Source organism: Planctomyces sp. SH-PL14 (genome assembly GCF_001610835.1).
Lineage (GTDB): Bacteria > Planctomycetota > Planctomycetia > Planctomycetales > Planctomycetaceae > Planctomyces_A.
Map to the genome: position 1 here is coordinate 7529714 of NZ_CP011270.1, position 15562 is coordinate 7545275.

Annotated in this window: 12 protein-coding genes; 3 read left to right on the forward strand and 9 right to left on the reverse strand. The window is 66.1% G+C overall.

Annotated features, from left to right (window positions below; all coding sequences use genetic code 11):
• Window positions 1–87 precede the first annotated feature (87 nt).
• From VT03_RS29010 to VT03_RS29050, 9 genes are all read right to left on the reverse strand, one after another.
• Window positions 88–1539, reverse strand: a complete 1452-nt coding sequence (locus tag VT03_RS29010; RefSeq protein WP_231870547.1) for a sulfatase — start codon at window positions 1537–1539, stop codon at window positions 88–90.
• A 186-nt stretch (window positions 1540–1725) separates the two neighbouring features.
• Entirely contained in the window at window positions 1726–1923 is a 198-nt protein-coding gene (locus VT03_RS29015; RefSeq protein ID WP_075096237.1) for a YezD family protein, read from the reverse strand.
• A gap of 55 nt (window positions 1924–1978) precedes the next feature.
• On the reverse strand, window positions 1979–3352 hold the full coding sequence (locus VT03_RS29020) for a DUF1501 domain-containing protein (RefSeq protein ID WP_075096238.1): 1374 nt from the start codon (window positions 3350–3352) through the stop codon (window positions 1979–1981).
• A gap of 190 nt (window positions 3353–3542) precedes the next feature.
• Complete coding sequence (locus tag VT03_RS29025; protein ID WP_075097356.1) at window positions 3543–6191, reverse strand: PSD1 and planctomycete cytochrome C domain-containing protein; 2649 nt, start codon at window positions 6189–6191, stop codon at window positions 3543–3545.
• 159 nt (window positions 6192–6350) lie between these two features.
• Complete coding sequence (locus VT03_RS29030) at window positions 6351–7751, reverse strand: sulfatase (RefSeq protein WP_075096239.1); 1401 nt, start codon at window positions 7749–7751, stop codon at window positions 6351–6353.
• Window positions 7752–7822: 71 nt separating this feature from the next.
• Window positions 7823–8266 (reverse strand): carboxypeptidase-like regulatory domain-containing protein, encoded by a 444-nt coding sequence (locus tag VT03_RS29035; RefSeq protein WP_075097357.1) that lies wholly within the window; start codon window positions 8264–8266, stop codon window positions 7823–7825.
• A gap of 498 nt (window positions 8267–8764) precedes the next feature.
• Window positions 8765–9745: a DUF1559 domain-containing protein gene (locus VT03_RS29040; RefSeq protein WP_075096240.1), complete on the reverse strand. Its 981-nt coding sequence runs from the start codon at window positions 9743–9745 to the stop codon at window positions 8765–8767.
• A 40-nt stretch (window positions 9746–9785) separates the two neighbouring features.
• Window positions 9786–10238, reverse strand: coding sequence for a lipoprotein (locus tag VT03_RS29045; RefSeq protein ID WP_075096241.1), 453 nt, complete (start codon window positions 10236–10238; stop codon window positions 9786–9788).
• A gap of 208 nt (window positions 10239–10446) precedes the next feature.
• Window positions 10447–11433, reverse strand: a complete 987-nt coding sequence (locus VT03_RS29050; protein ID WP_075097358.1) for a DUF1559 domain-containing protein — start codon at window positions 11431–11433, stop codon at window positions 10447–10449.
• A 668-nt stretch (window positions 11434–12101) separates the two neighbouring features.
• Here VT03_RS29050 and VT03_RS29055 point away from each other — a divergent pair.
• From VT03_RS29055 to VT03_RS29065, 3 genes are all read left to right on the forward strand, one after another.
• Window positions 12102–13178 carry a sulfate ABC transporter substrate-binding protein gene (locus VT03_RS29055; protein WP_082846840.1) on the forward strand — a complete coding sequence of 359 codons (1077 nt, stop codon included), beginning with the start codon at window positions 12102–12104 and terminating at the stop codon, window positions 13176–13178.
• Window positions 13179–13384: 206 nt separating this feature from the next.
• Window positions 13385–14422: a sulfate ABC transporter substrate-binding protein gene (locus VT03_RS29060; protein WP_075096242.1), complete on the forward strand. Its 1038-nt coding sequence runs from the start codon at window positions 13385–13387 to the stop codon at window positions 14420–14422.
• 119 nt (window positions 14423–14541) lie between these two features.
• Entirely contained in the window at window positions 14542–15522 is a 981-nt protein-coding gene (locus VT03_RS29065; protein ID WP_075096243.1) for a BON domain-containing protein, read from the forward strand.
• Window positions 15523–15562: the final 40 nt, after the last annotated feature.

Below are 15562 nucleotides of genomic sequence, written 5' to 3' on the forward strand. Positions count from 1 at the left end.
AGAACATCTCAAACGTCAACAGGCCGCGACTCCCGAGGAGCCGCGGCCTGTGCGTTTTCCGAGTCCGTGGTTGAGGTCGCGCCCGCGTCAGGCCGCCTGTTTCTTCTTCTTCGGCTTCTTCCGGGCCGGAGGCTCGGTCGAGTCGCTGGCCGTCTTCCGCTCGGGCATTGGGGCGGCAACCTCCGCGCGCCAGGCCTTGAGCTTGGCGAGGAGCTGCGCCGCCTTCTCCGGCTGGCTTTCGGCGAGGTTCTTCGACTCGCCCAGGTCGTCGCGGAGGTTGTAGAGCTCCAGGCGGCCGTCCTCGAGGAACTCCATCAGCTTCCAGTCCCCTTCGTGAATCAGGGTCACGGGCGTCGTCCGCCAGAATCCGGGGCCGGCGCCGAGGTAACCGGGGAAGTGCTGATAGATCGCCTCCCGCTTCAGCCGTGCGGACGAGTCCTTGAGAACGGGAACCAGGCTCTCGCCGTCGAGCTTCTGCTCCGGGGCGGGAGCGCCTCCGATGGCGAGGAGCGTCGGGAACAGGTCGACGTGGATCGTCGGGACATCGACCGACGTTCCGGCGGTGACGACCCCCGGCCAGCGGACGATGAACGGGACCCGCGTTCCCCCTTCGTACAGGCTTCCCTTGCCGCTGCGAAGCGGGGCGTTGTCGGTGATCTCCCCCGCCCCCTTCTTGATCCCTTCGCGGCTGTAGCCGCCGACGCCGCCGTTGTCCGTGGCGAAGATCACGACCGTGTTGTCCGCCAGCTTCAGGTCCTCGAGCGACTTGAGGACGCGGCCGACGCTCTCGTCGACGCTGGCGATCATGGCGGCGTACGTCGGATCGTGATGCCCGCCGACGGGGGGCTTGTCCTTGAACTTGGCGATCAGCTCCGGTTTTGCCTGATGCGGGGCGTGGACGCCGAAGTGCGGCAGGTAGAGGAAGAACGGCGCGTCCTTGTTCCGGCCGATGAAGTCGACCGCCTTGTCGGTCAGGAAGTCCGCCAGGTACTGCCCCTCGGGATACTCGGTCGGCGGGTTCGTCTTGAAGTCGAAGTGCTGTCCGGCGGAGACGATCGCCTCGTCGAAGCCGCGGCGGGCCGGGTGATGCTCCCCCTTCTCGCTGAGATGCCACTTGCCGAACATCCCGGTCGCGTAGCCCGCGGTCTTGAGCTGCTGGGCGATCGTCTTCCGGTCGAGCGGCAGCGCCTGGACGTTCTCCACGGGAATCAGCGGCCGCTCGCTCGTGTCGAATCGGTCGGTCCCGCCAACGGTGTAGACGCCCGTCCGCGGGCCGTACTGACCGCTCATCAGCGCCGCACGGGTTGGCGTGCAGTTCTGGCAGTGATGGTGGTTCCGGAGCTTCACCCCCTGGGCCGCGAGGCGGTCGATGTTGGGGGTCTCGTAGTACCGGCTGCCGAAACAGGCGACGTCGGTATAGCCGAGGTCGTCGGCGAGGATGAAAACGATGTTCGGCTTCTGAGGATCAGCGGCCGGGAGAGGGCCAGCCGAGCTGACGGACACAAGGGCCGCGGCCAGCACAAGGAACGGGCGAATCAAGCGGATCTCCTGGGCAGGATGACAAGTTCGCAGCACGGCGCTGCCGCCGTGCTGACATTAGAGCATCCTGCTCATCGGAGTGCTCGCGGCGACGCTCGATCCTCGAGCGCCGGCGGCCGCGGCAAATGACATCAATTCGAATCAATCCCCGTTCGTCTCATCGAGGAACGGGGTCTCTGGTGGACGCTATCCGTTCTTCGGCGCGCGATACGGCCGGGACTTGTGGACCCGTTCGATCCGTTCGACCCGGCCGTCCTGGACGACGACGATCACTTCCCCGAAGCGAACCCCCCGCAGGGCGTCCGAAACGAGGCTCAGAATTGCGGCGTCATCGTCCTGACGTTCCGGCGAGTCGCGGTCGGCCGCGGCGGCGAAGGATGACATGGAAAGGACCTCGGGGCGTCGCGGCGGCGGGGGGCGGGGCATCGGGACCTGCCGCTCAGGCAAAGATCTCCCGGACCACGCTTCCGGCCACGTCGGTCAGGCGGAAGTCGCGTCCGGCGTAGTTGTAGGTCAGCATCTCGTGGTCCAGCCCCATGAGGGCCAGGAGCGTGGCGTGCAGGTCCATGGTGTGCATCCGGCCTTCGACGGCGTGAATCCCGTACTCGTCGGTCGCGCCGTACGAGAACCCTTTCTTCAAACCCGCGCCGGCGAGCCACATCGAGTAGCCCGTGATGTTGTGGTCGCGACCGTCCTCCCCCTGAGCGGTCGGCAGCCGGCCGAACTCGCTGCCGAACAGAACGAGCGTATCTTCGAGGAGTCCCCGCTGCTCAAGGTCCGTCAGGAGCGCGGCGGTCGGCTGATCGGTCGCCGCCGAATTGTTGATCAGTCCCTTGTGGAGGTTGTTGTGGTGGTCCCAGCCCCCCTGCCGGATCTGGACGAACCGCACCCCCGCCTCGCTCAGCCGGCGTGCGATGAGGCACTGCCGGGCAAAGCTCCCGGCTGGGCCGGGTTTCACGCCGTAAGCGTCCTGAACGTGCTGCGGTTCGTTTGAGATGTCGAGCAAATCGGGGACCTTCCCCTGCATCTTGAAGGCCAGCTCATAGGAGGAGATGACCCCCTCCAGGCTGTCCGGCGCGCCGGGTTTGGCGAGGAGGTCGCGGTTCATCGACTGGACGAGATCGATCTGCTTCCGCTGCAGCGACGTGACCTGCTGGGCCTTCAGGTTCTGGAGGAACCCGGTGTCGTCGATCCGGGTCCCCTGGTAGTGGGCCGGAAGGAACGCGCTCCCGTAGTTGACCGCGCCGCCGAAGTTCGGCGAAGGATTGACGGTGACGTAGCCCGGGAGGTCCTGGTTCTCCGTCCCCAGACCATACAGCAGCCACGCTCCCATCGACGGTCGGACGAGGGTCGCGTTGGCGGCCCCGGTGTGGAGCTGCATCACCGCCTGCGGGTGGGCCGGGGTGTCGGTGTGCAGGCCGCGGATGAAGCACAGCTTGTCGACGTGTTTGGCCACGTTCGGATAGAGCTCGGAAACCCACGTCCCCGTCTGGCCATGCTGGGCGAACTGGAACTTCGAGGCGACGAACTTGCCGCCGCCGAGCCCCGGCTTGCCGTCGCTCTCCTGGAGCTTGGCCTTGTACTCGAAGGTGTCGACCCCCGACATCGCCCCTTCCATGAAGACGAAGATGATCCGCTTGGCCTTCGCCGGAATCTGCTGCGGCTTCGGCGCCAGCGGTCCGACCTTGGGGGCCTCCTGGCTTCCGCGGGCGTTTTTCGCCTGCAGCCCCAGCATTCCAGCGAGGGCGAGATAACCAAACCCACCCCCCGCGGTGCGGAGAGCGGAACGACGGCTGACGAGTGTGGGAATCATGATGCGTGGGGAGGTGTTGGGTGTTAGGTATCAGGGGCTAGGTTTTGTTCGAAAGCCGACTTCGGCGGCGATGGGCGGACACTCGATTTCCCGCTCCGTCCCTCGCTGGCGCTTCGGGCTAGTGTGGATAGTGCCCAGGTGCCAGCGCGGTCTTGTTGGCTGAAAACTGACGACGGAAAACGGACAACTCTCACTGCACATATTGGAACTCGCCCGAGCCCAGCAGGGCCTGGACGAAGCTGGCCCAGGCGGCGGTGCGGGCATCCCCGGGCTGGATCGCTTCCTCGTCGGGAACGAGGGCTCGCGGATCGAGGTCGTTCTGATCAACTGTCGTGGGCTCTTCGGCAGCCCCCGGTTTCGAGGAGGTCGTGACCGCTTCCGGGGGTGCGGGAGGAACCGCGACGGCGTCCGCAGCCTTCGGGAAGGTGCTGCCGAGGAGCGTTTCCGCCTCCGCCGCGAACTCCGTGAGGTACTGCTCGGCCCGCACGCGTTCGTCCGACGTCGGCTCGCGTCCCAGGGCCAGCAGGTACGCCTGGTCGATCCGCTCCCCTTCCTGGCCGGGGCTCGACAAGAGCCGCTCGGCGAACGTGAGGGACTGCCGCCGCACGAACTGGTCGTTCAGGAGATAGAGAGCCTGCGTCGCCACCGTCGTGACGTCGCGGCTGCCGGTGACCATCCCCTGCTCTGCGAAGTCGAAGACTTCGAGCGACCGCGGAACCAGCGTCCGGAGGAGCGGCAGGTAGACGCTCCGGGACTTGCTGGCGCGGGAGTAGGTGTCGAGCCCCCGGGCCTGCGGGCCGTTGTTCGGCAGCTCGATGACGTGGAACGACTTCGAAGGGGAATCCTCGGGGGCCGTCCGGTCGAGCTGGTTGGCCGCGACGAGGGCCGCGTCCCGCAGCTCTTCGGCGGTCAGCCGGCGGGGGCTATGCCGCCAGAGCAGACGGTTGGCAGGATCCTTGGCGAGGTGCGCCTCGGTGGCATGTCCGCTGAGGCCGTAAGCCCGCGTCAGAACGAGCGTCCGGACGAGCCTTTTCAGGGACCAACCTTCGCTCTGGAAGCGGACGACCAGGTGGTCGAGCAGTTCCGGATGCGACGGGAGATCGCCGTTGACGCCGAAGTTATCGACCGTCGAGACGAGCCCCTTCCCGAACAGGTGCTGCCAGACCCGGTTCACCACCACGCGGGAGGTGAGCGGGTTGTCGGAGCGGGTCATCCATTCGGCGAGTTGCAGGCGGCCGCTCTGGTCGGCGGGGATCGTCGGGGCGTTCGGGAGCGTGAGCAGGCTCGGGTAACCGCGGGGGGCGACCGGGCCGAGCTTCTCCGCTTCGCCGCGGATCCGGATCTCGGTGTCGGCGATCGTCTGGCTGTCGCGGACGCCGAGCGCCACGTCCCCGGTCACGGCCGGATCGGTGAAGGCGACGACTTCGGCCTGGAGGCGGTTCCACTTCTGGCGGGCGACCTGCTGCATCGGGCGACCGTCCGGTCCCGGCTTTCGTCCTTCGCCGCTGTCCCGCAGCTTCACGAACTCCAGCCGGGCCTCTTCCGCTTTGGCCTTCGCCGCTTCGATCTTCGCTTCGACCTCGGGAGTCAGGTCCTGCTTCCGGCCGGAGACGACGAGGAGCAGGCTCGTGTCGTAGTAGGCGAGCCCCGAGCCCCCCATCTGGTTCCGCAACCCGGCGCACAGGTCGGAGCTCGTGAACATCCCCGCCAGGGCGTAGTAGTCCGCCGTCGGGATCGGGTCGAACTTGTGGTCGTGGCAGCGGGCGCAGCTCGCCGTCAGCCCCAGGATCGACCGGCTCACGGTATCGATCTGCTCATCGACGTTGTCCATGACGAACCGGACCTTGAACCGCTGGTTGACGTCCTTGACCCCGAGGGCCAGGAAGCCGGTGGCGATGAGTTGCTCCCGCCGCTGCTCTTCGGAGGTGTGCGGGAGAAGGTCGCCGGCGATCTGCTCGCGGACGAACTGGTCGTACGGCTTGTCCTTCTGGAACGCCTCGATGACGTAATCGCGGTACTTCCAGGCCTGCGGATATGGGAGGTTGCGGGCCGACCCGGTCGATTCCCCGTAGCGGGCGACGTCGAGCCAGTGCCGTCCCCAGTGCTCGCCGTACGCCTTCGAGGCGAGCAGCCGGTCGACGACCGTTTCGAGGGCCTTGTCCGAGGTATCGCCGAGGAACGCCGAGATCTCCTCCGGCGAGGGGGGCAGGCCGGTGAGGTCGAACGTCACGCGGCGGAGGAGCGTCACCTTGTCGGAGTCGCGGACCGGCGGGAGGTCATTCTTTTCGAGCGTCGCCAGGACGAAGCGGTCGATGGCGTCGCGCGGCCAAGCCGCATCGCGAATCTCCGGGACGGCCGGCTTCGTCAGCGGCTGCCAGGCCCAGTGATTCGCCTTGAGCTGCTCGTAGTCGGCCGGGGCCTTCTTGAGTTCGTCCGGGATCTCCAGGGCCGGCCAGGCGGCGCCGTCGGCGATCCATTGGGTGAGGATCGCGATCTCCTCCTCCGGGAGCTTGTAGTCGGGCGGCATCTTGAGCTTGCCGTCCGTGTGCGCGACCGCCTTGAGGATCAGGCTCTCCTCGGGCTTGCCGGGGACGATTCCTTTGCCGCGGCCGCCGCCGGTGATCAGCCCGTTGCGGTCGTCGACCCGTAGCCCGCCGGCCGCCTTGTTGTCCGCCGAGTGGCAGTTGTAGCAGTTGTTGACCAGCAGCGGCCGGACCTTCTTCTCGAAGAACTCGACCTTGGCGGGATCGTGCGGATCGTCCGCGGCGGCCAGGGTCGTCGAAAGCGACGCGCCCCAGGCGAGGGACAGAGCGGCGAAGGCGTAGCGGGAGAATGACATGATGTCGTCCAGGTGCGTCAAAGCGAGCTGATCGTGGGAGCTATCCAGGAAGTGGGCGGAGCAAAAAGCCCGGGGCGGCGGGCCGAATAAAGTTGTCCACAAAGGCCGGCCCGTCGCGGGAGTGACGGAGCGCGGGCCGGCCTCTGGACCAAAGGGGTTTCAGGTCGCGGGAGCTTCGGCCGCTTTCTTGCGGTTCCGCGGCTGGGCTCCCGGCTGCCGGTTGGGATTCGCGTTGACGCCGGCTCCCCGCCACTTCGGCTGGGCCAGCGTCGCGTTCCATTCGTTCCAGGCCGTCTGCAGTTCCTGGAACTTCGCCGGCTCGGCGGACGAAAGGTCGGTCTTCTCCCCGATGTCGGCCTTGAGGTTGAAGAGCTGCGGGGCGTCGATTCCGGTCGCCTTCACCAGCTTCCAGTCCCCCTGGCGGATCGCGGTCTGCGGACCGAACCGCCAGTACAGCCGCTCATGCGGCGCTCCCTGTGATTCCCCTTTGAGGAACGGCAGGAGGTTGACGCCGTCGAGGTTCTTGTCGGTCACCGGATGGCCGATGGCGGCGAGCGCGGTCGGCAGGACGTCGAGCTGGATCACCGGCTGGTGGAACTCGCCGCCGGCCGGAATCGCGGCGGGCCACTTCAGGACGAAGGGAACGCGAATTCCCCCTTCCCAGGTCTGGGCCTTCTGGCCGCGGAGCGAGCCGTTCGTCGAGCCGTTCGCCTCGGGGCCGCCGTTGTCGCTGATGAAGACGACGAGCGTGTTCTGGTCGAGCTTCTCGCTCTTGAGTTTGCCGAGGATGGTTCCGATGGCGTCGTCCATCGCGGTCAGCATGCCGGCGTAGGTCCGGCGGCGTTCGTTGGAGATCTCCTTGAACCGCTCCAGGTGTTCGGCCTTGGCGTGTTGCGGATTGTGGACCGCGTTGAACGTCACCTGCAGGTAGAACGGGTCCGCCTTGTGACGGTCGATGTAGGCGACCGCTTCTTTACCGAACGCATCCGTCAGGTATTCCGGGTCCTGGACCGTCTCGGTCCCCCGCAGGATCGGGTTGTTCTGCGGGCTCCCCGGGAAGTACGGATGCGCGCCGCCGAGGAAGCCGTAGAACTCCTCGAAGCCCCGCTGCTGCGGATGGAACTCGGGGAGGTTCCCGAGGTGCCACTTGCCGACGAGGCCGGTCTTGTAACCCGCCGCGCGGAAGCGGTCGGCGATCGTTATTTCTTCGACCGGCAGGCCGATCTTCTGGGCCGCATCGGGAGCCGGGCCGGGGTTGAACTCATGGCCGAACCGCTGCTGGTAGCGTCCGGTGAGAAGCCCTGCCCGGGTGGGGCTGCAGACCGGGCAGGAGATGTAGCCGGAGGTGCACTTCACGCCGTCGGCGGCGAGCCGGTCGAGGTTGGGGGTCGGGATCTCTTTCCCCCCCTGGAACCCGAGGTCGCCGTACCCGAGATCGTCGGCGACGATCACGAGGACGTTGGGCTTTGCGGGCGCGTCGGCCGCCGGTGCTTCGCCCCCCCACAGACTGGCTGCGGCCGTGACGGCGGCCGCGGTCCTGAAGAAAACTGACTTGAGCATGTTCTGACTCCCCCTCCGGATGAACGTTGTGCGACGAGGCCCGCCTCTTCACCAATGCGCGAGCGGACCGGTTACTTCTTCCTGGCCGATCCCTTCGATTCCAGGGCAATCTCGAAGCGATTCCCTTCGGGTTTGACGTCGAACTTCAGCTCCGACTTCGCGTGGTACCGCTCGGGGAGCTTCTCCTCGACGACCGTCTCCTTGCCGTCGTCCGCGGTCGCGATCCGGGCCGTCGTGATCCGGACGGTGTGCGAACCCGGCAGAGCCCCCGTGCTGGCCCGGTTGAACGCGAGCTGAAACGTGCCGTCCGTGCCGGTGTCGGCAATGGAGGGGGAGGCCTTTTCCCCCGAGGGCTGAAAGACGACGTGAGCGTCGGGGAGCGGCTGTCCGTCCAGCGTGACTACGCCGGAGACGGGGGCGAGCTGCGGCCCTTTGGGACCGCCGCCGCAGCCGGCGAACGCCATCGATAGGGCGGCCACCGCGGTCGGAACTCGGAAAACGGAAAGGGATCTCATGACCGATGTCATCCTGCTGTCGCTTCGAGGCGGACCCGGAGTCTGCCCCGGCGGCGGCTCCTGCCGGGAACCGCCGCACGGGGCATCCGCCGCCAGCGCGTTGTTTCGTTCTTGGTCGTTAAAGTGGGCCTCGCAGGCCTCAAACCGCGTCCTTGCCGGCTGAGCGTCGTTCGCTCAAACCCAACTTTCGACGGCCGCTGGGGTCAAGGGGGTCTCACCCCCTTGCCGCCGGAGGTCTCTTCCATGAGGAACCGTTGGACACAACGGATGTCCCCTTTGTGGGACCGACGTTGAGGACTCCCTCAATCCACACCGCTCGCTTTGCAATCCCCGCGGGTTGGTGAGGGGGCATCCGGTACGTTGTCCGCGCTTGGACACGAGCTCCTTCAGACATCTCTCGACGGCCAGGCCTCCGGCGGGCAAAGGGGCGTTGCCCCTCTGCACTCCCCACCAGGGGTTCCCCCTGGACCCCGGTTGGAGGGAACGTGAGGGCGCTTCTCAGAATTCACCGACCGGCTGACCGTCGTTGCGGCGGATCAGCCGGTTGTAAACCCCCAACGTCGGCAGCAGCGGATCACGCAGCGGCAGGTTCTCGTTGGTCGCGTCCTGGCTGTACTGAATGGTGTCCGCCAAAAAGCCCACGTGGCCATCGGCAAACACGAAGTGCACCCCGCCGACGTGCGGCGAACTGAACACAAAGTCCCCCGCCCCGGTCGGATCATTCAACTTGCGGGACGACGTCCCGGCGATCTGCGGCATCCCCGCATTGGCCAGTCCCTGGTAGTTGCGGGTTCCAACCCACAGGCCCGCCCAGTCGTCCCAACGTCGTTCGCCAATCAGGAGGGTATTGCTCGTTCCGTCCCGGACATCGGCAGTTCGGACCCGGCTGCTCCCCCACATCACCCCCCAGGGATCCTGCCGGCCATTGATCCAGTTCTGCGAGTTCTTCGCGATCGTTCCCATGTTCGCGACATAGTTCGACGTCCCCGAGGGGGTGTTTCCGTACGGGGCGTTCGAGAACCGCCGCTTCGTGTTCGTCTCCTCCGCGTCGTCCGACGGGCAGCGATAGGTCGGGATCGACTTCTGAACGAGCGGCCGGGAGGTGGCGTCCTGGAGCAGGACATGCAGTTCCCGTCCGGCGACGTTGAGCTGGTTGTAGAGCGGACCCTGGTCGATCTGCGGGAGGAGGAACGCCCCCCAGGCGTAGGCCGCCTGGTCGGTCGCCGAGTGGACCGGAGCGGTGTCCCATCCGGAGAAGACACACAGCGGCGGGAACGTGCCGAACTGCTCGTGGTAGCTGTGGAGGCCGAGGCCGATCTGCTTGAGGTTGTTCCGACACTGCGACGCGCGGGCCGCCTCGCGGGCCTGCTGCACCGCCGGCAGCAGGAGGGCGACGAGGACGGCGATGATGGCAATCACCACCAGGAGTTCGATCAGGGTGAATCCGCGTTTCGCACGTGTTCGGGACAGAGTGGCCAAGGGGAAAAACTCCAGTATCACTGTGAGGGGATGCGCCCCATCACCGGGCGCGTTTCTTGGTGGCTTTGACCACCATGTCTGCGGAAGCGAGCTCGAACGGGAAGTGGTTCGAGCCCGCGACGAGCTGCCGTTTCAGGGCGGACTGCTTGTTGAACTTTGCGGGGAACTTGAACGGCGGCGGCGGCTGGTCCGAGCCGGGCTCGTAATCGAAGTCGATCCGGACGAGATGCTCGCCCGGAAGGGCCCCCCACTTGTTGCGGGAGAACCGCAGGCGGAACTGGCCGTTCTTGTCCGTGTAGCCGATTGAAGGCGATCCTTTTCCGCCGAGCGGCTGGAACTCGAGCATCACATCGGGCAGCGGCTTGCCATCCAGGGTCACGGTCCCCTGGACTTCGGCCAGCTTCGGTCCGGACCGTCCGCACCCGGTCAGACCGAAGGCGAGGAGGGAAAGGACGACTGAGTGAATGAGTGTTTGTTTTGGGCGGCGGAACATGATTTCAAATGCGTTCAAAAAGGAAGAACAACCGGATGACGTGGGCAGGCCCTGGTTCGGGACGGGTCCTGATCGGACCCGCCCCGAATCCCCGGGACGTCAAGAACGTGTTGCTCCGTAAGGAGAAAACTGGCAGTACGCAGGCCAAGGACCGGGACGGGAGCGATGACTCACGTTCCCGGTTCCGGCCGGGGTCACATGGACGATCTCAGAACTCACCGACAATCGCGCCGTCGGCCCGCATTCCGAGCCGCTGATAGGTCCCGACCATCGACTTCGGGTCGCTGGCGTTGCTGAGGGTGTTGTCGCAGTGGATGCTGTCGCCGATGAAGCGGACGGAGCCATCCGCCATCAGGAAGTTGGCGCCCCCTTCGTGGTTGCTGTGGAACGCGCGAGGGCTGTTGGCCCCCGGCAGGTTGATCTTCCAGTTCGTGAGTCCGACGATCTGCCGCAGGCCTTCATCCTGGTGGGCCGTGTAGTTGCGGACGCCGACCCAGACGGCGGCGAGCTCATCCCAGTTCCGCTCGCCGACGAGGAACGTATTGCTCGTTCCGTCCTTGATGTCGTCGATCCGGACCTTGCTCCCCGACCAGAAGATCCCGAACGGGTCGAGCCCCTGGTCGAGGACTTCTTCGGCGGTCACAAACCGGGTTCCCTGGACGCCGACGTAGTTCGATGTCCCGACCGCGGTCTTGCCGTAATCGTTGTTGGAAAAGAGCCGCTGATCGTTCGTGTCCGGGGCGGTGTCCGACGGGCAGCGGAAGACCGAGACCTTGGTCTGCGTGATCGAGCGGAGGTTCGCGTCCAGCATCACCGCCGTCAGCTCGCGGCCGCTGACGTCGAGCCTGTTGTAGAGGCCGATCTGATCAAGGTGCGGAAGAATCATGGTCCCCCAGCCGTAGCCGGTCGCCCGGTTGGCGGTGGTGACGTTGATCTTGCGGGGAGCGGTCGGGCTGTAGCTCGAGAAGACGTTCCCCGGCGGGAACGCTCCGGCCTGTTCGTGGTAGTTGTGGAGGGCGATCCCGATCTGCTTCAGGTGGTTCCGGCACTGTGCGGCGCGGGCCGCCTCACGGGCCTGCTGCACGGCCGGCAGCAGGATCGCGACGAGCACGGCGATGATAGCGATGACGACGAGGAGCTCGATCAGTGTGAAACCGCGCTTCCGGGTGTGGCGAAACGGGAACGGCGAGGACATGGCGGCGAATTCCATTCAGTTGGGCGGAATCGAGTGTGCGACGCGAAAGCCCGATGGCAGGAGCGGGTTTCGCACAGAGGTTTCCGGCGGGAAGCCGGTGTGCCTTCGGTGGCACGTCACGGGCTTGCCGCTGGAGCGGCGGGAGAAAAACGGAAACTGGCGCGGGTCTCGGGAGTTCAGCCGAAGACATCCGGACCGCTCAGGCGATCCGGGTCTCAACCAAGACGACAGCAACAGGAGAGCCCCAGGCGGCTCAATGCCGACAGAGCGGTGGACGATCCACGGCGGTCGGGCGAAGACAACATGATTGGAGAGACTCCCGGGCGGGACGATTCGCCGGCTCGAGCCGGTCGGGGTCCGCTGAATCGATTTCTGGCTGGCTCGAGGTCTTCGATGCCAAGAAGAACAATCGGTTGTTTTGTGCCGGCGGGTATAGACTACTCACCTGGTGGAAATTTATTATCGCCATCGCGGAAGGCTGTCAACAGTCGAACTCCGATTTTGTCCCGGTCCCATGAGAGTTTCCCGGCGGTTTCGCCGGCGACCGGCGTCTTGAAGCAGTTTGTAACCACAGGAAGAGAATGATGTTGTGTCGAATGGCTGGCGGAAGCTTTGGGGCCTTGAGGTCGCCCGCCGTTTCGAAAATTCCCCGCCCTTTGAAGACGCTCATGAGTCAACAATCGCCGTTTGGAAGCCCTCAGGAATGCCGCGGGCCCCGCCGGATCCTAGCGGTCGTCTGTCCGGCTCTTTTGTTTGTTCTGGCCTTGGGATTCGCTGGATGCGGGCCATCGGCGGGGCCGCCGGCGCCCGGTTCGGCTCCGCTCGAACTGCTGAACGCGTCTTACGATCCGACGCGGGAGCTCTGGCGGGATCTCAACGCCTCCTTTGTGCCGGTCTATGAACGGCAGACCGGAACGCGGCTGACGATCAATCAGTCGCATGGGGCCTCGGGAAGCCAGTCCCGCGCGGTCATCGACGGGCTGGAGGCCGATGTCGCGACTCTGTCGGTCTGGCCCGATACGGAAGCCCTGCACCGGAAAGGGCTGCTCCGCGATGGCTGGGAGGAGGCTTTTCCTCAGCGTTCCCTCCCCTACACCTCGACCGTCGTGTTCGTCGTGCGGCGGGGGAATCCCCACAAGATCCGCGACTGGCCGGACCTGGTCGATCGGCCGATCGAGATCATTACTCCCAGTCCCAAGACCTCAGGGAATGGCCGGCTGAGTCTGCTCGCGGCGTGGGGGAGTGTGGTCCGCACCGGCGGGACGGAACAGGATGCGGAGCGGTTTCTGGCGGCGCTCTACGCTCGCGTCCCGGTCCTCGATACCGGCGCCCGCGGAGCGACGACCACCTTCGCTCAGAAAGGGATGGGGGACGTTCACCTCGCCCTCGAAAGCGAGGCGAAACTCGAGGTTGCGGAGTCGGAGGGAGCCCTGGAGCTGGTCTACCCGCCGCGGAGCATCCTTCATGAGCCGCACGTGGCGGTCGTCGATCAGGTCGTCGATGCCCGGGGGACTCGGGCGGTCGTGGAGGCGTATCTCCGGCACCTCTATACCCCCGAGGGGCAGGAGATCATCGCCCGGCACCACTTCCGGCCCTCCCTGCCCGAGGTCCGCCGGGCCCACGCCGCGGACTTTCCGGAGATCGAACTCTTCTCCGTTCAGGATCTGGTGCCCGGTTGGGACGAGGCCCAGGCGAAGTTCTTCGCCGACGACGGGGTCTTCGATCGCATCTACCGGCCCCGGTGATTTCCCAGAGTGCACGGAAAAACGGCGGTATCAGTCTTGACGGCGACTTAACAGCCAAATATACCATCTACCTAGTAGAGATTAGTGGATTTCGCCGATCGAAAATGTCGATGAGATCGGCGATGCGGCTTGGGCCTTTTCGGGTGGTCCGCCTCATGGATGAGGGGTTGAGGTTCCCGAGCTCATTTTCAGGAAGTGTTCGCGTCATGCGTCTCCGGTCTGCGTCCTCGTTCCGATCCTCCCTTCTCGCCATCCTGGGGCTCGCTCTCGCGGCCGCGGGCTGCGTCGATTCCCAGGGGGGCTCAGCGCCGGGGGGATCGGGGTCGGTCTCGTTGCTGAACGTCTCGTATGACCCGACGCGGGAACTCTGGCGGGATGTCAACGGGGCGTTTGCCAAGAGCTACGGGAAGCCGATCGAGATCAGCCAGTCGCATGGCGGGTCGGGAGCCCAGGCCCGGGCCGTAGTTGACGGCCTGGAAGCGGATGTCGTCACGCTGGCGATGTGGCCCGACACCGACGCGCTCCGCAAGAAGGGGCTCATCAAGGAGGGTTGGGACGAGAAGCTGCCGAACCGCGCCCTCCCCTACGTCTCCACGATCGTCTTCGTGGTCCGGAAGGGGAACCCGTCGCAGATCAAGGACTGGCCCGACCTGGCGAAATCCGGAATCGAGGTCATCACCCCCAATCCCAAGACCTCCGGGAACGGCAAGCTGAGCCTGCTGGCGGCGTGGGGGTCGGTGGTGCTCCGCGGCGGCACGGACGACGAGGCCAAGGACTATCTCACCAAGCTGTACCGGAACGTCCCGATCCTCGACACCGGTGCCCGCGGGGCGACGACGACCTTTGCCCAGAAGGGAATTGGCGACGTCCACCTGACCTGGGAGAACGAGGCGCATCTCGAAGTCGCCGAGGCGAACGGGGAACTGGAGATCATCTATCCCCCGATCAGCGTCCTGGCGGAACCACACGTGGCCGTGGTTGATTCCGTCGTCGATCGCAAGGGGACTCGCGAAGCGGCCGAGGCGTATCTGAAGTTCCTCTACACCGACGAAGGCCAGGAGATCATCGCCCGGCACTTCTACCGTCCCTCGAATGAACAGGTTCTCGTGAAGAACCGCGACCGTTTCCCGGCGATCGAGCTGTTCCCCGTCACGAAGCTCGCTCCCACCTGGGACGAGGTCAGCGCGAAGTTCTTCGCCGACGGCGGCCTGTTCGATGCGATTTACCAGCCCGCCGGAACGTGATCGCTCCCGCGGATCCTCCAGCTCAGGTCACGAATCCATAGCGTTCCGCAGGAGCGCTCCGCCCCTGCCTCCCTCCTCCCGCCCTTCCCCTGCCCCTGTCTCCGCCCCGGAGATTCGCCATGAACACTGCCGCTCGCAGAGTTTCATCGTCGAAGTCTTCTCAGCACCGGTCCTACGTCGCCGGCGTGGCGGGGCTGGGGGAAGAGCGGCTTCGCGAAGAGCAGGCGCTGCTCGCGCAGTTCTTCGCAGCGGAAGGGGCCGCCGATCGGCCGGCGGCGGGGGGTGAGGCGCCGACCGTCCTGGAATACGACGCGACGACGACTTCGGCCGCTGTCCCGCAGGTGCGGGCGGCCCATGTGGAGCCGTTGGAGTCCTGCTCGGACGAAGACCTGGAGGCTCGCCTGCGGGACGAATTCGAGCGGTCCGGCGTCCTGGGGTTCCAGGCCCTGACCCTGAGGGTCCGCGGCGGTGCCGCGCATCTGTCGGGGAAACTCGACAGCCACTACGAACTTGTCATCGCCCTGCAGATGGCCTCCCGCGTGAGCGGGATCGTCGCCGTGCGGCATTCCATTGAAGTATTGCCGGTCGCCGAGCAGAAGGAGACCTGGACGGAGCTCGCCCTTGAGACCGTCCGGCAGAACCGCCGCTGGCTCCTCCGCTGGACGCGGCTCGCGGTTGTGAGCACGGTCCTTCTGGGAGGGGTCGGCGTGGCCCGCGCCCTCTGGCTCTCCCGGTACGTTCCGCCCGTTCCCCTCGTTCCGGCTCACGGTGCGATCGAGTTCGACGGCAAGCCGGCCGCGGGAGCCATCGTGCGGCTCCATCCGGCCGCGGCCCGCAAGGACCTGTCCAGCCTCCCGCAGGCGCTGGCGGACGACGCCGGTCGGTTTCAACTGTCGACGTTCCGCCGCAACGACGGCGCTCCGGTCGGCGAGTACATCGTCACCGTCACGTGGCGTCCCGACGTTGCGACCAAGGACGGCCGGGTCGAGCGGGGACCGAACGTCATCCCGCCCAAGTGTACGAAGGCAAGTTCCTCTCCCCTGCGGGTCACGGTCTCGCAGCAGGGGGGGGATCTCGGCACGGTTGTCGTTCCCCGTTGAGCGGCGCCGGGCCAGGAGTTTGTGAGCCGCGCGTCGAAGT